Origin of the sequence: Rhodococcus sp. Leaf247 (genome assembly GCF_001426185.1) — a bacterium.
Classification (GTDB): Bacteria; Actinomycetota; Actinomycetes; order Mycobacteriales; family Mycobacteriaceae; genus Rhodococcoides.
This window is the reverse complement of record NZ_LMRP01000002.1, coordinates 1051268-1071441: the sequence shown is the minus strand read 5'-3', so window position 1 is coordinate 1071441 and position 20174 is coordinate 1051268. Positions and strand designations below refer to the sequence as shown.

At 67.1% G+C, this 20174-nt stretch carries 16 protein-coding genes and 1 pseudogene; 4 read left to right on the top strand and 13 right to left on the bottom strand.

Annotation, left to right across the window (positions count from 1 at the left end):
* The first annotated feature begins 177 nt into the window (after positions 1 to 177).
* Positions 178 to 2817: a replicative DNA helicase gene (gene dnaB, locus ASG64_RS14395; RefSeq protein WP_056074179.1), complete on the top strand. Its 2640-nt coding sequence runs from the start codon at positions 178 to 180 to the stop codon at positions 2815 to 2817.
* A 2-nt stretch (positions 2818 to 2819) separates the two neighbouring features.
* Here the strand turns inward: dnaB and ASG64_RS14390 are convergent, their stop codons facing one another.
* Positions 2820 to 3356 (bottom strand): YceI family protein, encoded by a 537-nt coding sequence (locus tag ASG64_RS14390; protein ID WP_056074178.1) that lies wholly within the window; start codon positions 3354 to 3356, stop codon positions 2820 to 2822.
* A gap of 132 nt (positions 3357 to 3488) precedes the next feature.
* On the opposite strand from ASG64_RS14390, the gene ASG64_RS14385 reads away from it, so the two are divergent.
* Positions 3489 to 4367, top strand: coding sequence for a dioxygenase family protein (locus tag ASG64_RS14385; protein WP_056074177.1), 879 nt, complete (start codon positions 3489 to 3491; stop codon positions 4365 to 4367).
* Position 4368: 1 nt separating this feature from the next.
* On the opposite strand, the gene ASG64_RS14380 is transcribed toward ASG64_RS14385, so the two are convergent.
* Complete coding sequence (locus tag ASG64_RS14380) at positions 4369 to 5754, bottom strand: GGDEF domain-containing protein (RefSeq protein WP_162245393.1); 1386 nt, start codon at positions 5752 to 5754, stop codon at positions 4369 to 4371.
* A 249-nt stretch (positions 5755 to 6003) separates the two neighbouring features.
* Between ASG64_RS14380 and yczE the strand changes: the two genes are divergently transcribed.
* A complete protein-coding gene (gene yczE / locus ASG64_RS14375) occupies positions 6004 to 6678 on the top strand; it encodes a membrane protein YczE (RefSeq protein WP_082518442.1) in 675 nt (224 codons plus the stop codon).
* On the opposite strand, the gene ASG64_RS14370 is transcribed toward yczE, so the two are convergent.
* Complete coding sequence (locus ASG64_RS14370) at positions 6621 to 7016, bottom strand: hypothetical protein (protein ID WP_042576317.1); 396 nt, start codon at positions 7014 to 7016, stop codon at positions 6621 to 6623. The genes yczE and ASG64_RS14370 overlap by 58 nt on opposite strands.
* 139 nt (positions 7017 to 7155) lie before the next feature.
* Here ASG64_RS14370 and ASG64_RS14365 point away from each other — a divergent pair, with 139 nt between their 5' ends.
* A complete protein-coding gene (locus tag ASG64_RS14365) occupies positions 7156 to 7857 on the top strand; it encodes a type 1 glutamine amidotransferase domain-containing protein (RefSeq protein WP_042576316.1) in 702 nt (233 codons plus the stop codon).
* Between the two features lie 167 nt (positions 7858 to 8024).
* Here ASG64_RS14365 and nuoN read toward each other — a convergent pair.
* The 10 genes and pseudogenes from nuoN to nuoE all read right to left on the bottom strand — a co-directional run.
* Positions 8025 to 9434 (bottom strand): annotated as a pseudogene (gene nuoN, locus ASG64_RS14360) (NADH-quinone oxidoreductase subunit NuoN); the annotation flags it as partial.
* Positions 9435 to 9475: 41 nt separating this feature from the next.
* Positions 9476 to 11023: an NADH-quinone oxidoreductase subunit M gene (locus ASG64_RS14355; protein WP_056074171.1), complete on the bottom strand. Its 1548-nt coding sequence runs from the start codon at positions 11021 to 11023 to the stop codon at positions 9476 to 9478.
* Positions 11020 to 12906: an NADH-quinone oxidoreductase subunit L gene (gene nuoL / locus ASG64_RS14350; protein WP_056074168.1), complete on the bottom strand. Its 1887-nt coding sequence runs from the start codon at positions 12904 to 12906 to the stop codon at positions 11020 to 11022. Before nuoL ends, ASG64_RS14355 begins: the two co-directional genes overlap by 4 nt.
* 1 nt (position 12907) lies before the next feature.
* A complete protein-coding gene (gene nuoK / locus ASG64_RS14345; RefSeq protein ID WP_056074166.1) occupies positions 12908 to 13207 on the bottom strand; it encodes an NADH-quinone oxidoreductase subunit NuoK in 300 nt (99 codons plus the stop codon).
* Positions 13204 to 13899: an NADH-quinone oxidoreductase subunit J gene (locus tag ASG64_RS14340; protein ID WP_056074164.1), complete on the bottom strand. Its 696-nt coding sequence runs from the start codon at positions 13897 to 13899 to the stop codon at positions 13204 to 13206. The genes nuoK and ASG64_RS14340 overlap by 4 nt, the downstream gene beginning before the upstream one ends.
* On the bottom strand, positions 13896 to 14420 hold the full coding sequence (gene nuoI, locus ASG64_RS14335; RefSeq protein WP_056074162.1) for an NADH-quinone oxidoreductase subunit NuoI: 525 nt from the start codon (positions 14418 to 14420) through the stop codon (positions 13896 to 13898). The genes ASG64_RS14340 and nuoI overlap by 4 nt, the downstream gene beginning before the upstream one ends.
* Positions 14413 to 15678, bottom strand: a complete 1266-nt coding sequence (gene nuoH, locus ASG64_RS14330; protein ID WP_056074160.1) for an NADH-quinone oxidoreductase subunit NuoH — start codon at positions 15676 to 15678, stop codon at positions 14413 to 14415. The genes nuoI and nuoH overlap by 8 nt, the downstream gene beginning before the upstream one ends.
* Positions 15675 to 18029 carry an NADH-quinone oxidoreductase subunit G gene (locus ASG64_RS14325; protein ID WP_268793331.1) on the bottom strand — a complete coding sequence of 785 codons (2355 nt, stop codon included), beginning with the start codon at positions 18027 to 18029 and terminating at the stop codon, positions 15675 to 15677. The genes nuoH and ASG64_RS14325 overlap by 4 nt, the downstream gene beginning before the upstream one ends.
* The gene (gene nuoF / locus ASG64_RS14320) at positions 18026 to 19342 is read right to left on the bottom strand and encodes an NADH-quinone oxidoreductase subunit NuoF (protein WP_042576308.1); all 1317 of its coding nucleotides are present in this window, start codon (positions 19340 to 19342) and stop codon (positions 18026 to 18028) included. The genes ASG64_RS14325 and nuoF overlap by 4 nt, the downstream gene beginning before the upstream one ends.
* Positions 19339 to 20166, bottom strand: coding sequence for an NADH-quinone oxidoreductase subunit NuoE (gene nuoE, locus ASG64_RS14315; protein WP_056074407.1), 828 nt, complete (start codon positions 20164 to 20166; stop codon positions 19339 to 19341). Before nuoE ends, nuoF begins: the two co-directional genes overlap by 4 nt.
* Between the last annotated feature and the right edge of the window lie 8 nt (positions 20167 to 20174).

The window sequence follows — 20174 nt, the reverse complement described above, 5'->3', positions numbered from 1 at the left end:
TCGCCAACATGACGGTTTGGCGCTGAGGTTCACAAGCCCTAACGTCCCTCCGGCACACCATCTCGAGCTCACGGCACACGTGTCGGACGTCGGGAGTACAAGTTGTCTGCAACGGCGTCGTGTCCGAAAATTCTTCGGTCACGCGCCGTTCGACGAGCGAGGGAGAGGGCGGCATCCGTGGCGGTCGTGGACGATCGAGGAGCGAACGACTACCAGGGACCGTCCGAGGCGCCGGGCGAGGACTTCGGTCGTCAGCCCCCTCAGGACATGGCGGCCGAGCAGTCGGTACTCGGTGGCATGTTGCTCAGCAAGGACGCCATCGCCGACGTCCTCGAGGTCCTGCGGCCCGGTGACTTCTACCGCCCCGCTCACCAGATGGTCTACGACGCGATCCTCGATCTGTACGGCCGCGGAGATCCCGCCGACCCGGTGACGGTCTCGGCCGAACTCGAGCGTCGCGGCGAACTCAAGCGCATCGGCGGACCGCCCTACCTGGTCACGCTGACGCAGACGGTGCCCACCGCGGCCAACGCGTCGTTCTACGCGGAGATCGTCGTCGAGAAGGCCATCCTGCGTCGCCTCGTGGAGGCCGGTACCCGCATCGTGCAGTTCGGCTACGCCGGCGCCGACGGGCAGGACGTCGCGGAGGTGGTGGACCGCGCGCAAGCCGAGGTCTACGAGGTCACCGAGCGTCGTACCGCCGAGGACTTCGTCCAGCTCGAAGAGCTGCTGCAGCCCACGATGGACGAGATCGACTCCATTGCCAGCCGCGGCGGCATGTCGAACGGTGTGCCCACCGGCTTCACCGAACTCGACGAGGTCACCAACGGCCTGCATCCGGGCCAGATGATCATCGTCGCGGCGAGGCCTGGTGTGGGCAAGGCGCTCGCCCTCGATACGCCGCTGGCGACGCCCACAGGGTGGACGACGATGGGCGAGGTCGAGGTCGGGGACCATCTCATCGATGCGTCCGGATCTGCGACCCGGGTCGTCGCTGCGACCGACGTCATGGTGGGTCGGCCGTGTTTCGAGGTCGAGTTCTCCGACGGCACGAAGATCGTGGCCGATGCTCAGCACCAGTGGCTGACGGATACTCGCGCATCGCGGAAGTCGGCGCAGGCTGCAGCGGCCCAGTACAACCGGACAAGGAACCAAGGAACGTTCGCGTCAGTGCGCACCACCGAAGAGATCGCGGGATCGGTCAGGTGCGCGACCAAGGATGCGCGATTGAATCACTCGGTGACCAACGCCAAGCCGATTCAGCGACCGGAAGCCGCCCTTCTGGTGCCTCCGTACACGCTGGGCGCGTGGTTGGGGGACGGCACCAGCGCGTGCGCGCAGATCACCTCCGACGATCCCGAGATCATTGCTCGGATCGAAGGTGAGGGGTTGGTGGCCGTTCGATCGGCAGCTGCTGAGTTGCGGTACTCGATTCAGCTTCCCGCACCCGAACCTGTACCGGCCAAGTTTTGCACGGTATGCGGAAATCGCTTCGTGCCGTTCTCTTCTCAGGTGCGTACCTGCGGCCGGTCATGCGGTGGCCGGGCTCGTTTCCAGGATGACGTGGTGGATCAGCCGCTGTGCCCGCTCTGCGGCGAGCTGTGCACCGGACTTCGGATGTGCCAGAAGTGCCGCAACGCCACGGGGACGGTGCAAGCTCGCCTCCGAACACTCGGTGTGTTGAACAACAAGCACATTCCCATGGAGTACCTCAGGTCGTCGGAGTCGCAGCGGCGAGCTGTACTCGCCGGCCTGCTGGACACCGACGGGACCGTCACGGCAGGCGGATCCGCGCAGTTCGGTGTGACCAACGAGCGACTGGCACGCGACGTCGAGGAACTCATCGTCAGTCTGGGGTACCGAGTACATCGATCGACGAAAAGGGTGGCAGGACGTACCGAGGCGTCGTCGACGGCGTTCACGCTCACCTTCTCCACCGATGACGTGGTCTTCGGTCTGCATCGAAAGCAATTGCTGCACAAAGAGCGCCGTGCTTCGTCGAATGTGTCCAGGTCTTCGAGTCGCTTCATCGTCGACGTTCGTCGCGTCGACTCGGTGCCGGTTCGATGTGTCGAGGTCGACAACACGGACCACCTCTATCTCGCCGGTCGTTCGATGGTGCCGACACACAACTCCACCCTCGGAATGGATTTCATGCGCTCGTGCTCCATCAAGCACGGCATGGCCAGCGTCATGTTCTCGCTCGAGATGAGCCGCACCGAGATCGTCATGCGTCTGCTCTCCGCCGAGGCCAAGATCAAGCTCGGCGACATGCGCTCGGGAAAGATGACCGACGACGACTGGACTCGTCTCGCTCGACGGATGAGCGAGATCAGCGAGGCGCCGCTCTTCGTCGACGACTCTCCCAACCTCACGATGATGGAGATCCGCGCCAAGGCGCGACGCCTCAAGCAGCGGCACGACCTCAAGTTGATCGTCATCGACTACCTGCAGCTGATGTCGTCGGGCAAGAAGGTGGAGTCACGCCAGCAGGAAGTCTCGGACTTCTCCCGTTCGCTGAAGCTGCTGGCGAAGGAACTGATGGTGCCCGTCGTGGCGATCTGTCAGCTCAACCGTGGTCCCGAGCAGCGCACAGACAAGAAGCCGATGGTCTCCGACCTCCGAGAGTCGGGTTCACTCGAGCAGGACGCCGACATGGTCATCCTTCTCTACCGTCCCGACGCCACCGAGCGGGACGATCCGCGCGGCGGCGAGGCCGACCTGATTCTGGGTAAGCACCGAAACGGCCCGACCGCGACCATCACCGTTGCGCACCAGCTGCATCTGTCGCGGTTCGTCGACATGGCGCGGGGATAGGTCTAGCGGGGTAGTTCGGCCTCGAAGGTGACGGTCACGTCGTCGACCACCTTCATTGCCCCCAGCAGCTGCGAGTAGGGCTTGATGTCGAAATCCGTCTGTCGGACAACGGCATTCATCGACACGGTTCTGCCGTCGACGGCGATGTCGACCGTTCGCGTGCGGCTCACGCCGTGGATCTGCAGCGTGCCGGTCAGGCGGTGGCCCTCCTCGGTGGCCTCGACATCCGTCGTCTCGAAGTGGATCTCGGGGAACTTGTCGGCGTGGAACGTTCCCAGTGCGTTCGACCGCGCCAGCATCTTCTCCGGTCCGATCAGCGGGGTGACACCGCCCTCACCCGACACCACCTCGAGGGAGTCGACGGGTACCCGCAGGCTGACCGAGGTGAGCTGACCGTCGGTCTGCTCGACAGTGGCCTCCCACGTCGCCATGCGCAGACGCAGTCGGTGCCCCATCTTCGAGGCGCGTCCGGTGACGCCCGTTCGTATCTCCAGCGCACCGCCGTCGGAGGCCGACAGGGTCCATGTCGAGGAAGTCATTGCACCGACTGTATCCACAGTTCGCCCGAACCCCCCGGGACGTGTCCCGGGGAGCTCCCAGCGTGACCCCGGGTCCGTCGCAGACGTGCCCTGTTGTCTGGTGTCGACCACCAACCGTTCACGGAGGAATCGATGACACACGACCACGATCGCGGCCTGGGCCACGACATGACGACGATGCTGTCCCGGCGACGCGCCCTGCTGGTGTTCGGCACCGCGAGTGCAGCGGCCCTCGCGGCGTGCTCGTCCGGAACCTCGACGCCGGCAGTGGAGACGGCCGCGTCGTCGTCGAGTGCCGAGACCGCCGCGGCCGGAACATGTGTCGCTGCCGTCCCGCAGGAGACGGCGGGCCCGTATCCCGGAGATGGAAGCAACGGCCCGAACGTACTGATCGAGTCGGGGATCGTCCGCCAGGACATCACCACCAGTTTCGGGTCGTCGACGGGAACTGCGGACGGCGTGCCGACCACCGTCTCGATGACCCTGCAGGACCTCACTGCGGACTGTGCGCCGGCTGTGGGGATGGCCGTGTACCTGTGGCACTGCAACCGGGACGGCGAGTACTCGCTGTACGGCGACGGCATCACGGACCAGAACTATCTGCGCGGCATCCAGGTCGCGGACGCGTCCGGGAAGGTGTCGTTCACGTCGATCTTCCCGGCCTGCTATTCCGGTCGCTGGCCTCATATCCACTTCGAGGTCTTCGAGTCCCTCGAGGCCGCGGTCGCCGGCGAGAGCGCTCGCCTCACGTCGCAGATCGCAGTGCCTCAGGAGGCGTGCGCCACCGTATTCGATTACGACAGTGGATATTCGAGCAGTACGGCGAATCTGTCGAAGGTGTCGTTGGCGTCCGACAACGTCTTCGGCGACGGATGGGATGCGGAGCTCGCGACGGTGACCGGAGAACCGTCGAGCGGGATGGAGATGTCGATCACCATCGGCGTCGCCGCCGCGTCCGAGAACACCGCGGCCGCGCCGTCGGGCGGTATGGGCGGGCCGCCGCCGAGGTAGTTCACACCAGGTCGACGGAGACCACGGTGTTGCGGCCCGACCGCTTGGCGTCGTACAGCGCGTGATCGGCGGAGATCAACAGGGGCGACACCGAGGGAGGTGAGTCGTTGGTCCACGCGAGCCCGATGCTGACGGTGGCGGTTCGCGCGGACAGGACGTGCAGCCGCTCGTGGTCGCGGCGGATCAGGTCGGCGATGGCAGCCGCGTGATCTCGGCCGGCGCGGGGGAGCAGCACGGCGAACTCCTCCCCGCCGATCCGCCCGGCGATGGCGTCGGTCGGCAGTGCTCCGAGGATGCAGGCGGCACTGCGCACCAACGCGATGTCTCCGACGGCGTGACCGAGGGTGTCGTTGATGGATTTGAAGTGATCGAGGTCCAGCATGAGGAGGGCGACGGGTCCGGAATCGGCGAGCAGTCGTTGCTGGCTCCTGCGCAGAAATGCTGCGCGAGAGAGCACTCCGGTCAGGCTGTCGTACTCGAGCGCAGCGCGCAGCTTGTTCTGGACGGCCATCCGGTCGAGGCACACCGTGGCGACGAGCAGCGGGCCGAGGGCGATCAACGCGACCGACAGGGTGGCCGTCGCGCCGTCCTGACCGTCGGCGCCCAGGATTCCGCCGGTCTCCAGAGCGCCCTGGCCCAGGAGGACGAGAGTCCACCCCGCCCACAGCGCGGTGAGCAGCGCTGTTCCGAGCATCGGAATCCGTGTCGCACACCAGAGTAGGGCCGGTAGCGGCAACGCCAGCAGCAGCGGACCCTGCACTCCCAGACCGACCAGCATGAGCGCGACGGTGAGGGCGACAGGTGCCCACTCCCAGGCAAGTGTCGACTTCGAGGTGGGTCTGCGCCGAGGCGTCGTTGCTCGGATCGACAGGAAGACGGGTACCAGCAGCAGGTAGCTCGTGACCTCGGAACTGAACCAGCTGAGCGCTTCGACGGCCGGTGCACCGGGGTCGGGATGTCGCGCCGACAGGGCGGCGACGGACGCCGACAGGATCGCGGCCACGACGATGCCGATACACATTCTGGAGAAGTCGGCGGAGCCCGACAGGGTGAGAGGTGCGTCTCGGCGGTGGCGGATCACGAAGGAGCCGCCGATCACTCCGACGATGTTGGCCACGTTGAACGTCACGGCCGCGTACGTGTCCGTGCCCGACACCAGATCTGCGGCAATCAGTGCCACCAGGGCCGCGGCAACGGCAGTGACGGTGAACATTCTGGGCCACCGCGCGAACACGGCGAGCGCGACGGCGTTGGCCAGCCATACCGAGGCCAGCAGTCCGGGCGGGCGCGACTGGATGCCGACGAGTGCCGCGACGAACACGACGACCGCGAACAACGCCACGTACGTCGTCGCGCGCGACACGGGTACGTCGATCGAACGGGTCACGGGCAGGGCCATCCTTCGTAAGGAAAGGAACCCCCTGTGACTTTTCAGTCGTTCCCAGCCATGTTGTTGGTACGAAGTGCAGTATCCACTACCTCAACGTGCCGTGAGGGGGTTGAGGCACACGCGGTCCGCCGGGTCATGCTTCGCGCTCGCGTGAGAGCCGAGAATGGGAACGGAACCTACGAATGCAGTCCACCTGCGTGCAGTGGCCTGCTCTGGCGACGTACGCGAGCGGCGAGACTCGAGCGCATGACCTACTCCGCTCTGCGCGAGACCGTGCTGCGTACGGGACTGCTGATCGGCGGTCTCGCGCTCTACGGCACCTCGATGGCCATGATGATCGCGGGCGGACTCGGCCTCAACCCGTGGGACGTGTTGCACCAGGGCCTCGAGAATCGCCTCCCGGTGAGCTTCGGTGCGGTGACCGCACTGACGGGAGCCGTGGTTCTGCTGCTGTGGATACCGCTGCGCCAGCGTCCGGGCATCGGCACCGTCGCCAACATCGTCGTCATCGCCGTGACGGTCGATCTCGCGCTGACATTCCTGCCGACGAACAGCGGTCACCTGGTCGGATCGGCGCTGCTCGTCGGTGGGGTGGTCCTCAACGGACTGGCGACCGCGGCGTACATCTCCGCCGGGCTGGGCGCGGGCCCGCGCGACGGCCTCATGACGGGGCTCGTCGCGCGGACGGGTATGACGGTGCGCTCCGTGCGCACGGCGATCGAGGTGACCGTGCTGGCCACGGGGTGGCTTCTCGGCGGGACCGTCGGCATCGGGACCGTGCTGTACGCGCTGGCGATCGGACCGCTGGCCCACATGTTCCTTCAGGTGATGCCGCAGCGGTGGGTCACGATCGGGTCAGGTTCTCACTCCTCCGTCGGCAGGTCGGTGCCCGCGGAGAGGATGCCGACCGAGACGCCGTAGGGAAGGAACCGCACCTTGCGGCTGGGATCGACGTTGTCACGGTGGGCCCGGAGTGCGTCGAGTTCCGTCGCGAAGACCTGGTCGACACCGGCCGTCCCGGTCTCGTCGACCGTGTAGATCGCCCACACGCCGTCGCCTTTCTGACCGGTGGTCTCAGGCTCGGGCGCAGTGGCCTTGCCGGGGGCTGCCCCGAACAGACCGGCCCAGGGCACGTCGACGCCCGACTGGTTGGCCTTCTTCATCGCCTGACCGAGCATGTCGCGGATGCCGTCGCCGGCCTCGCGTGCGACGCGCTCGAAATCCTCGGGATCGAAACCGAACTGTCCGTTGCCGCTCATGACTACCTCGCAGAGTGTGAAGTGACTGTGATGGGTGCAACGAATGGGCGGCCTCGTCCGTTCCCGCGTTGTGAAGGTCGTCCGGGGGTACCCCCGGATCGAACACGACCACATTTCTACGACGGATGGACATCACCTCATGACGAAACTGCTCTTCGTGGTCACCGGCTCCGATCACTGGACCCTGAACGACGGGACGAAGCACCCCACCGGCTACTGGGCGGAGGAGCTCGTAGAGAGCCACCGGACCTTCACCGAGGCAGGGTGGGATGTCGTCGTCGCCACTCCCGGCGGCGTGACGCCCACGGTCGACCAGGGATCGCTCGCAGTGGAGGCCAACGGCGGCGACGAGAGCAAGGTCGCCGATCAGAAGCAGTACCTCGAGTCCATCGAGGGCGTGCTGGCCTCCCCCGCTCGCCTCGAGGATCAGACCGCGTCCTCCTTCGACGTCGTGTTCGTCCCCGGCGGTCACGGTCCGATGGAGGATCTGGCCGTGTCGACCGACTTCGGAGCCCTGGTCACGGAGTTCCTCGAATCGGGCAAGATCGTGTCCGCCGTCTGCCACGCGCCGGCAGCTCTGCTGTCCGCCACCCGCGACGACGGCAGCTGGCCCTTCTCGGGATACAAGCTCACCGGCTTCACCAACGAGGAAGAAGAGCAGGCCGGTCTCGCCGCCAAGGCACCCTGGCTACTCGAGACGCGGTTGCGCGACGGCGGAGCCGAGTTCTCCTCCGGCGACGCCTGGGGACCCCACGTCATCGTCGACCGCACCGTCTTCACGGGCCAGAACCCGGCGTCGACCAAGCCGCTGGCGGACAGGCTCGTCGCTGCCCTGAGCTGACCAACCACCCCCCACCCCCGCGAGTACGTCCATAACGTCGCAACTCCCCCTGGAATCACGACGGTATGGACGTACTCGCGGGGGGTTATGGATGGTCAGGCAATGGCTGCGGCCGCGCGCTCGGCGAGGTCGATCAGGGGCTGGGGGAAGACGCCGAGCGCAACCGTGACGATCGCGCAGACACCGATGGTCAGGGCGGCACCGGGACTTCGGCTCATCGTCACGGAATCCCCGTCCGCGTCGTTGAAGAACAGGACGACCACCACCCGGATGTAGAACGACGCCGCGATGGCGCTGCTGACGACTCCGACGATCACGAGAGCTGTCCCGCCGTCGGCGAGGGCCGCCTGGAACACCGCGAACTTGCTGGTGAACCCGCTGGTCAACGGAATGCCGGCGAACGCGAGCAGGAACAGCGCGAACGCGCCCGCCACCGCCGGAGATTGCCGACCCAAGCCGGCCCATCGGCGGAGCTCCGACACTTCGCCGCCCTGGTCGCGGACGAGCGACACCACCGCGAACGCACCGAGGGTGCTGAACGCGTAGGCCGCGAGGTAGAACAGCGTCGCCGAGACACCGGGGCCTCCGGCGTAGACACCGGTGAGGATGAACCCGGCGTGGGCGATGGAGGAGTAGGCCAGCATACGGATCACGTCGGTCTGGGTGACGGCGATGACGGCACCCACCAGCATCGTCACGATGGCGACGGCCCAGAGCATGGGACGCCACGCGTCCTGCAGATCGGGGACGCCCACGACCAGGATGCGGACGAGGGCGCCGAAGGCCGCAACCTTGGTTGCCGACGCCATGAAGGCCGTCACCGGCGTCGGGGCGCCCTGGTAGACGTCGGGGATCCACGAATGGAACGGCACCGCACCGACCTTGAACAGCAGTCCCACCGCGACGAGGCCGACGCCGAGAACCCCGAGCACGCGATCGCCGTCGGCCACCGCCAGGTCGTCGAAGCGCACGCTGCCCGCGTAGCCGTAGAGCAGCGCCGTCCCGAACAGGAAGAATGCCGACGAGAAAGCGCCGAGCAGGAAGTACTTGAGCGATGCCTCCTGCGACAACAGGCGTCGACGACGGGCCAGCCCGCACAGCAGATAGAGCGGCAGCGACAACACTTCGAGGGCGACGAACATCGTCAGGAGATCGTTCGACGCGGGCAGCACCATCATGCCGCCGACCGCGAACAGTGTCAGCGGGTAGATCTCGGTGCGGGTCACCTTCGCGGTGACGGCGCGGGCCTCGGCGAGGCTGCCGGGGACGACCGACGCGAGAGGTGTGAAGGCGTCCGCCGCTTCCGCTTCGGGATGGTCGACGGTGCGATGGGCCATCAGCGCGATCGATGCTGCCGAGACGGTCAGGAGCACACCCTGCAGGAACAGTGTCGGCCCGTCGACGACGACGGACCCGGCCGCGGCGACGGTACTGGTGCCCGCCAGCGCGACGACTGCCACCAGTGCCGCGGCGAGGGACCCGATGCTCAGGACGAGGTGCGTCGTCCGCCGGCGTTCGGCGGAGACGAATGCCTCGACGAGAACTCCGATCACCGCTGCTGCCAACACGATGATCATCGGCGAGAGCAGGCTGTACTCGATCGACGGCGTTTCGACGGTCATGGTTGCGCCACCCCTGTCTCCACCTGTTCGACGGATGTGCGTTCGACTGCGGGCGTGATGATGTCGAGAAGCGGCTTGGGGTACACCCCGAGGACGATCACCAACGCCAGAAGTGGTGCCACCACCGCTATCTCGCGCGGTACGAGGTCCCCGATGCGGTCGGAACCGGCGGCTGCCGGCCCTGTCATCACGCGTTGGTAGAGCCAGAGCACGTACATCGCGGACAGCACCAACGCGGTCGCGGCGATCACCGCGGCGACGCCGTATCGGGGGAACGTGCCGATCAGGACGAGGAACTCGCTGACGAACGGGGCGAGCCCGGGGAGCGACAGCGTCGCGAGCCCGGCGACGAGGAAGGTGCCCGCCAGGATCGGCGCCACCTTCTGCACTCCTCCGTACTCGGCGATCAGAGCAGTTCCTCGACGGGTGACCAGGAATCCGGCCACGAGAAACAGTGCAGCCGTGGCAATCCCGTGGTTCACCATGTACAGCGCGGAACCGGCCTGCGACTGGCTGGTCATCGCGAAGATGCCGAGGATGATGAATCCGAAGTGCGAGATCGAGGTGTAGGCGATGAGGCGCATGATGTCCGTCGACCCGATCGCGAGGATCGCGCCGTAGACGATGCCGACGACGGCGAGGGTGATCACGAGCGGCGCGAAGGTGGCCGACGCGTCGGGAAAGAGTTGCAGGCAGTACCGCAGCATGCCGAACGTGCCGACCTTGTCCACGACGGCCATCATCAACACGGCTGTGGCAGGCGTACTTTCGGTCGCCGCCCCGGGTAGCCAGGTGTGCAGGGGCCACAGCGGCGCCTTCACGGCGAAGGCCACGAGGAAGCCGAGGAAGATCGCGTTCAGGACGCCCGGCGATGCACCGAGTTCTCCCGCCGCGGCCGCGTCGGCGATCGCCCGCACGTCGAACGTCCCGGACTCGAACGGGCTGGTGTCCGACGCGGTCACGACGTAGAGACCGATCACCGCCGCCAGCATCACCAGTCCGCCGACCAGGTTGTACATCAGGAACTTCACCGCCGCGACACGTGATCGCGCCGCGTCCCGTCCGAAGCCGCCGATCAGGAAATACATCGGTACGAGCATCGCCTCGAAGAAGATGTAGAACAGCAGGATGTCGAGGGAGACGAAGGACACCATGACCATCGATTCGACGACCAGGATCAGCGCGACGTAGGTCTGGGGGCGTCGTGAATCCTGCGCGTGTGCGGTGTCGTTCCACCCGGCCAGCAGGAGCAACGGCACCAGCACGGCGGTCAGCAGGACCAGTGTCAACGCGATGCCGTCGATCCCGAGTGTGTAACCGGCGCCGAATGTCGGTATCCACTCCCGTGATTCGACGAACTGGTAGCCCTCACGCCCGGGCTCGAAGTTCACCGCCAGCGCAGCCGCGAGGACGAGGACCGCGCCTGCCGCGACGATCCCGGTGATCCGCGCGGCGCGGCTGTTCGATCGCGGGACCGCCATGACGGCGAGGGCGCCGAGCAGCGGCACGATCCACAGTGCGCTGAGTACGGGAAGATCGGTCATCGCGTCACCCCCAGTGCCACGGTCAGGGCGACGACGACGAGAACCGCGCCGGTGAACATCGAGAGCGCGTAGGACCGTACGAAGCCGTTCTGCCAGCGTCGCAACCGCGTCGAGGCGGTGCGGACCGACAGGGCGAAGGCCTCGACGACGCCGTCGACCCCGGCGCGGTCGGCTGTGACGACGGCCTCGGTGACGCGCCGACCCGGGCGCATGAACACGGCCTCGTTCACGGCGTCTCCGTACAGATCGCGTCGTGCCGCGGTGGTGAGCACCGACCCGGCAGGGGCGGTCCGTGGAACAGCCGATCGGCCGTACATGCGCAGCGCCACGGCGATTCCGGCGGCCACGACGACGAGGACGACGGCCGTGACGATCCAGGCGGGCACGACGTGAGCTGCCTCGTGCTCGCCGACGACCGGGGCCAGCCACCCTTCGAGTCGGCTCCCGACCGCGAGAAGTGCTCCCGCGCCGACAGATCCGACCGCCAGCACGATCATCGGTGCCGTCATGCTCGCCGGCGCCTCGTGGGGGTGCGCGTGGTCCGTCCACCGACGCTCGCCGAAGAAGGTGAGGACCATGACACGCGTCATGTAGAAAGCAGTCAGACCCGCGCCGACCAGGGTGGCGATGCCCAGCAGAACACCTTTGACGCCGCCGGCGTCGAGAGCGGCCTCGATGATGCCGTCCTTCGACCAGAATCCCGAGAACGGGGGCACTCCGATGATCGCGAGGTAGCCCAACCCGAAGGTCACGAAGGTGACGGGCAGGACCGTCCGCAGGCCGCCGAACCGGCGCATGTCGGTCTCGTCGTCCATCGCGTGCATGACGGAGCCCGCGCCGAGGAAGAGTCCCGCCTTGAAGAAGCCGTGCGTGAGCAGATGCATGATCGCCACCGCGTAACCGGCCGGACCGAGACCCGCGGCCAGAACCATGTAGCCGATCTGGCTCATCGTCGACGCGGCCAGAGCCTTCTTGATGTCGTCCTTGGCGCAGCCGATGACAGCGCCGAAGAGCAGTGTGACCGCACCGACTGCAGCGACGACGTTCTGGGCGACCGGCGACGCCTCGAACACTGCGCCGGACCGCACGATCAGATACACCCCGGCGGTGACCATGGTCGCCGCGTGGATCAGGGCCGACACCGGGGTCGGCCCCTCCATCGCGTCGCCGAGCCAGGACTGGAGGGGCACCTGGGCGGACTTGCCGCAGGCGGCGAGGAGAAGCATCAATCCGAGTGCTGTCGCCGTGCCGGTGCCGGCGTCACCGATTCCGGCGAACACGTCGTCGTAGGAGACGGAGCCGAACGTGGCGAACATGATCATCAGGGCCACCGCCAGGCCGATGTCTCCGACCCGGTTGACGACGAAGGCCTTGCGCGCCGCGGTCGCGGCGGAGGGCTTGGCCGACCAGAAGCCGATCAGCAGGTAGGAGGCCAGTCCGACACCTTCCCAGCCGACATACAGGCCGAGGAAGTTGTCGGACATGACCAGCAGCAGCATCGCGGCGACGAAGAGATTGAGATACGCGAAGAAGCGGCGCCGGTCGGGGTCGTCCCGCATGTAGCCGATGGAGTAGACGTGGATCAGGGCGCCGACTCCGGTGATCAGCAGGACGAAGCAGACGGAGAGTTGATCGAGCCGGAGCCCGAGGTCGACCTGGAGGGTGTCGACGGGTATCCACGAGAACACGGTGCGGGAGAGGGTCCGGTCGTCCTCGGCGCGGCCGGCCATGTCGAGGAACGCCACCACCGCCACGACGAACGATGCGGCCATCGCCGCACAGGCGAGCAGATGGCCCCACGCATCGGTACGTCGACCTCCGAGGAGAAGCACTGCCGCGCCGAGGAGTGGGATCATCGGCAGCAGAACCGGATTCGTCCCCATGTCAGTACTTCAGCAGACTGTCGTCGTCGACCGAGACGGATCGACGGGATCGGAAGATGGACATGATGATGGCGAGTCCGACGACCACTTCCGCGGCGGCGACGACCATCGTGAAGAAGGCGAACACCTGGCCGTCGAGTCCGCCATGCATCCGCGAGAACGTGACGAACGCCAGATTCGACGCATTGAGCATCAGCTCGACACACATGAAGACGACGATCGCGTTGCGCCGCAGCAGCACTCCGGCAGCACCGATCGTGAACAGAGCCGCCGACAGGTACAGGTAGTACTCGGGATTCATGGCCGGTCCTCGCGGAACTGTCGGCTCACGGAGTCGGCGGCCGGTGCTCCGCCGGGTATCCGGGCGGGGATGTCGACGCCGTTGTGTCGGGCGAAGACGCCGGGGCTCGGCAGCGGAGTCACTCGCGCTCCGAGTCGGAAGCGGTCCTGCGACAACTCCTTCTGCGTTCTGGTGCGGCCGATCGCGTCGCGGTGGGTGAGCACCATGGCGCCGATCGTCGCGGTGATCAGCAGGGCGCCGGTCAGTTCGAAGGCCCACACGTAGCGCACGAAGACCAACTCGGCGAGACCCTCGACGTTCGGCGGAGATGCGGCGGTGAACCCCTGGAAGTCGGAGAGCGACGCGTTGCCGAGGCCGCCGATCAGGAGGATGCCGAAGCCCAGTCCGACGACGATGGCGGCGACGCGCTGTCCGCGCAGCGTCTCGACCAGTGAATCGGACGAGTCGACACCGACGAGCATCAGCACGAACAGGAACAGCATCATCACGGCACCGGTGTAGACGACGATTTGCACGACGCCGAGGAAGACCGCGCCCTGCATGATGTAGAAGATCGCCAGGACGACCATGGTCGAGGCGAGGAACAGTGCCGAGTACACGGCCTTGGCCGAGGCGACGACGCCGATCCCGCCGATGAGGGCGAGAGGTGCGAGGATCCAGAAGGCGACGGCTTCCGACGTCGACACGATCATCGGTCGCCGTCCCGTCGGGCGGCGACGGTGCCGCGGTAGTAGTCCTCGTCGGACGCACCCTCGGCCATCGCGTGGGGTGGGGCGTCCATGCCCTCGGTGAGCGAGGCCAGCAGGTCCGTCTTCTCGTAGATGAGATCGGCGCGGTTGTCGTCGCACATCTCGTACTCGTTGGTCATGGTCAGGGCTCGCGTCGGGCACGCCTCGATGCAGAGCCCGCAGCCGATGCACCGGAGATAGTTGATCTGGTAGACGCGGCCGTATCGCTCGCCGGGAGAGAACCTTTCGGTCTCGGTGTTGTCGGCACCCTCGACGTAGATCGCATCGGCGGGGCACGCCCACGCGCACAGTTCGCATCCGATGCACTTCTCGAGTCCGTCCGCGTACCGGTTGAGCTGATGCCGCCCGTGGTAGCGCGTCGCCGTGGGAACCTTCTCCTCCGGATACGACTCGGTCTCGGCCTTCTTGAACATCGTCGCGAAGGTGACACCGAAACCGGCTACGGGACCGAGGAATTCAGGCATCGGTGGTCTCCTTCGCAGTGGGGCGAGTTTTTCGAGCGGGAAGCGGCGGTACAGGGAAGCCACCGGCGAGAGGATCGGCCGGCGCGGTGTTCTCGGAGTCCGAGACGGTGCGCTCGAGCCGACCGCGTCGCAGCGTCCTGGTCAGGACGGCAACCAGGGCGGCGGTGTAGACGAGCGATGCGACCACGGTGACCGGCCGGATGTGCGGTGAGTCGACCAGCAGAATCCGCACGCCGGCGATGACCAGGATCCACAGCAGGGCGGCCGGGATCAGCACCTTCCACCCGAAGTTCATGAACTGGTCGTAGCGCAGCCTCGGCAGCGTGCTGCGCAGCCAGATGAAGACGAACAGGAATCCCCACACCTTGATCGTGAACCAGAGGACGGGCCACCATCCTTGATTCGCACCGTCCCACAGACTGATCGGGAACGGTGCCCGCCATCCTCCGAGGAACAGGGTGGTCGCGAGCGCGGACACGGTGACCATGTTGACGTACTCCGCCAGCATGAACATGGCGAAGCGCAGCGACGAGTACTCCGTGTGGAATCCGCCCACCAGTTCGCCTTCTGCCTCCGGCAGATCGAAGGGTGCGCGGTTGGTCTCCCCGACCATCGAGGTGACGTAGACGAGGAACGACGGCAGCAGCATGACCACGAACCACAGGCGTTCCTGCGAGGCGATGATGCCCGACGTCGACATGGTGCCCGCATACAGGAACACGGCGGCGAAACTGAGTCCCATCGCGACCTCGTACGAGATCACCTGCGCGGTCGACCGCAACGCTCCCAGCAGCGGATACGTCGACCCCGACGACCATCCGGCGAGCACGATCCCGTACACACCGATCGAGGTCACGGCCAGGATGTAGAGGACCGCGACGGGCATGTCGGTCAGCTGCAGCGGGGTGGTGTGGCCGAAGATCGAGACGGTCGGACCGAACGGGATGACGGCGAAGGCCATGAACGCGGGAACGACCGAGATGACCGGCGCCAGCAGGTAGATGGGGCGATCGACGCCCTTCGGGATGATGCCTTCCTTGAGCGCCAGCTTGATGCCGTCGGCAAGGCTCTGCAGCATGCCCCGCGGTCCGGTGCGGTTGGGACCGATGCGCATCTGCATCCACGCCATGACCTTGCGCTCGACGTAGATCGCGATCAGCGGGGTCAGCACGAGGAATCCGAAGACGGCGAGCGCCTTGGCCACGACGAGCCACAGCGGGTCGAGCCCGAACATCGACAGATCGGTCGGCGTGGTCATCGTTCACCTCCGGCGGCGATCGAGACGGTCGCGCCCGGTGAGACCCCGAGTTCGACGCCGACGCGCGACGGTCCGGAGTTCAGGGGGAGCCAGACGACCTGGTCGGGCATCGCGGTGACCAGGAGCGGCAGAGTGATCGCACCCGAGGCCGTGGACACGGTGACGGGGTCACCGTCGGCGGCGCCGATATCCGAGGCGGTGCTCGGGGAAAGTCGGACCACGGGGGTGCGTGCCGTACCCGCGAGATCGTCCTCCCCGTCCTGCAGGCGACCCGAGTCGAGCAGCATGTGCCAGCCCGCGAGCACCGCGGAATCCGACCCGAGGGCGATGGACGGCACGGGCTGCGGAGCGCCGACGTGCGAGTCGCGCGTTGCGGACCCGGCCGCATCCAGTTCCCGACGAGCCGAGGCCGCATCCGGAAGTCCGAGGTGCACGCCCATCTCCGAGGCCAGCGCATCGAGCACGCGGAGGTCGGACATCCTGGACGGGGTGGGAAGTGCGGCCTCGAACGTCTTCCGGCGTCCTTCCCAGTCGAGAAATGAGCCGGACTTCTCGGAGACGGAGGCGACGGGGAACACCACGTCGGCCATGGCGGTGACCGAACTCGAGCGGATGTCGAGTGCGACGACGAACCGTGCGCGTTCCAGCCCTGCCCGGGCTGCCGCCGGGTCGGGGAAGTCGTCCGGATCGACACCCGCGACGACCAGGGCACCGAGGGACCCGGCGAGCATCGCAGCGGCATCGCGACCCGGACGCTCGGGGAGATCGGACGCGTTCCACGAGGTTGCGACGGCCTGCCGCGCATCCTCGTCGTCGACACGCCGCCCGCCGTGCAGAAGTGTGGGAAGCGCCCCTGCTTCGAGCGCCCCGCGGTCTCCGGCGCGGCGCGGGATCCATGCGAGACGAGCGCCGGTCCGCTCGGACAGTCGGACGGCGGCGGCCAGGGCGCCGGGACTGGTGGCGGCGCGCTCGCCAACCAGAACGACGGTATCGCCGATGACCGTCTCGGTCCCGAGGGTGTCGAGCACGGCGGCTTCGCGGCCGGGGACCGTCTGCACGACGTCGGCCGACATCTTGCGGGAGCCGGCCGAAGTGAACGGTGCGAGCGTGACGACGCGAGTACCACCGCGTCGGACGGCCTTGCGCAGGCGGAGGAAGACGATCGGACTCTCCTCCTCCGGCTCGACGCAGACGAGCAGTACGGTCGGCGCCGCCTCGAGGGACGAGTAGGTCACTGCCATGTCGCGACCGGCGACCCGGGCAGTGAGGAAGTCGGTCTCCTCGTCGGACAATGCCCGCGCGCGGAAGTCGATGTCGTTGCTGTGCAGGGCGATCCGAGTGAACTTGCTGTAGGCGTAGGCGTCCTCGACGGTGAGGCGTCCGCCGGTGAGGACGCCGGCATCTCCCCTCGCGCCGGCCAGTCCGCGGGCCGCGACGGCCAACGCTTCCGGCCACGAGGCCGGCTCGAGGTCACCGCCGGCGCGGCGCACCAGCGGGGTGGTCAGACGGTCCGGGAGGGTGCCGTAGGCGAACGCCCACCGGCCCTTGTCGCAGGTCCACTCCTCGTTGGTCTCGGGATCGTCCCCGGCGAGCCTGCGGACGACCTTGCCGCGACGGTGATCGGTGCGCTGGGAACACCCGCTGGCGCAGTGCTCGCACACACTGGGCGTCGACACCAGGTCGAAGGGCCGGGCGCGGAAGCGGTAGGCGGTGTTGGTCAACGCCCCGACCGGGCAGATCTGCACGGTGTTGCCGGAGAAGTACGACTCGAACGGCTCGGCCCCGTAGATCCCGACCTGTTGCAGCGCACCGCGTTCGAGTAGATCGATGAAGGGGTCCCCCGCGATCTGCTCGGAGAAGCGCGTGCACCGGGCACACAGGACGCAGCGCTCCCGATCGAGCAGGACTTCCGTCGACAGCGGAACGGGTTTGGGGTAGGTGCGTTTGGTCTCGGTGAACCGGGACTCCGTGCGCCCGGACGACATGGCCTGGTTCTGCAGGGGGCACTCGCCGCCCTTGTCGCAGACGGGGCAATCGAGGGGGTGGTTGATCAGAAGCAGTTCCATGACACCGCGCTGCGCCTTCTCGGCGATCTCCGAACTGTGCTGCGTCCTGACGATCATGCCGTCGGACACGGTGGTCGTGCACGACGCCAACGGTTTCCGCTGACCTTCGACGTCGACGAGGCACTGCCGGCACGCTCCGACCGGGTCGAGGAGCGGGTGGTCGCAGAACCGGGGGATCTGAATGCCCAGCATCTCGGCGGCACGAATGACCAACGTGCCCTTCGGAACCGTCATGGGCACGCCGTCGATCGTGATGTCCACCGTGCTCTGCTGTACTGCGGTCACGCGTACTCACCTGCCATCAGGGTGGAGAGATGCGGGTCGAACGGGCATCCGCCCTGCTCGACATGGGCGACGTACTCGTCACGGAAATGCGCGATCGAGGACACGATGGGACTGGCGGCACCGTCGCCCAAGGCGCAGAACGACTTTCCGAGGATGCTGTCCGCGACGTCGAGCAGCTTCTGCAGATCGCCCTCCGACCCGGTGCCGTTCTCGAGCCGTGCCAGGATCTGCACCAACCAGTACGTGCCCTCACGGCACGGGGTGCACTTGCCGCAGGACTCGTGGGCGTAGAACTCGCTCCACCGCCGCACGGCGCGGACCACGCACGTGGTCTCGTCGAAGATCTGCAGAGCCTTGGTTCCCAACATGGACCCGGCGGCGCTGACGCCCTCGTAGTCCAGGGGTACGTCGAGGTGCTCGTCGGTGAAGATCGGCGTCGACGATCCACCGGGAGTCCAGAACTTCAGACGATGACCGGCGCGCACACCGCCCGCGAGATCGAGCAACTCGCGCAACGTGATTCCGAGAGGGGCCTCGTACTGGCCGGGCGTGGTCACGTGCCCCGAGAGGGAATACAGCGTGAACCCGGGCGACTTCTCGCTCCCCATCGACCGGAACCACTGCGTCCCGTTCGCCAGAATGGACGGCACGCTCGCAATGGATTCCACATTGTTGACGACGGTCGGACTTGCGTAGAGGCCGGCCACCGCGGGGAAGGGCGGCCGCAGCCGGGGCTGGCCGCGTCGCCCCTCGAGCGAATCGAGAAGGGCGGTCTCCTCGCCGCAGATGTAGGCACCGGCGCCGGCATGGACGACGAGGTCGAGATCGAAGCCCGACCCCTGGATGTCCCTGCCCAGGTACCCGGCGTCGTACGCCTCCGCGACCGCGGTCTGCAGTCGCCGGAGCACCGGAACCACCTCGCCGCGGAGATAGATGAAGGCGCGCGTGGACCGGATGGCGTACGCGGCGATGATGATGCCCTCGACCAGCACGTGCGGAGTGGCCATCAGCAGCGGCATGTCCTTGCACGTGCCGGGCTCCGACTCGTCCGCGTTGACCACCAGATAGTGCGGCACTGTCTGGTCCGCGGGTGTCGGACCGTCCTGCGGGATGAAACTCCACTTCATGCCCGTCGGGAATCCGGCGCCACCGCGGCCGCGCAGACCAGACTCCTTGACGGTGGCGATCACCTCGTCGGGCGCGGAGGACAGCGCCGCCCGCAGGCCGTCGTAACCTCCGTGTCGGAGATAGGTCTCCAGAGTCCAGGACTCGGGTTCGTCCCAGTAGCGGCTCAGCACGGGGGTCAGCGTCACGGCCGTGGTCCCTTCGGAACGTCGGCGGACGGTGCGGGCGCCGGCTTGTCGCGGGTGGAATCGGTGGGCACCGCTGCCGCGTCCGGCGCGGGCACCTCGGCTCGGCGGTCGTCCGTCGAGGGTGCTGCCATTCCCCGTTCGCGGGCGATCGTCAGGCCGGCCAGGGTGGCCGGTCCCGCGGTGGCGGTGCCCCCGGCGCCCGGTCGAGGATCGGGGAACCCGGCGAGAATGCGCGACGTCTCGCGGAACGTACACAGAGTCGCGCCGCGTGTCGGTGTCACGGGAGCGCCCGACCGCAGATCGTCGACGAGTGTTCGCGCCGACTCGGGCGTCTGGTTGTCGAAGAATTCCCAGTTGACCATCACCACCGGCGCGTAATCGCAGGCGGCATTGCACTCGATGTGCTCGAGGGTGATCGCATCGTCGCCGTCGAGGTGCTCGGTCAGCGCGTCGTAGATGGCGTCGCCGCCCATCACCGCGCACAACGTGTTGGTGCAGACCCCGACGAGGTAGTTCGCGGTGGGTTCGCGTCGGTACATCGAATAGAACGTCGCCACCGCCGCGACCTCGGCCCCCGTCAACGACAGGGTGTCGGAACAGAAGTCGATCGCCGCGGGAGTGAGATAGCCGTCCTCGGCCTGCAGGAGATGGAGGATCGGGATGATGGCCGACCGCGGGTGGGGATAGCGCGCGATGATCTCCGCCGCATCACGAGTGAGTCGGCCCAGCACCGCGTCGGGATAGCTGCGTCGGGCACCCGGCTGCACCAGCTGAACCCGTTCCTCCGGCTTCGGCCCGAACGCCACGAACACCGGTTCGTGCATGCTCGATT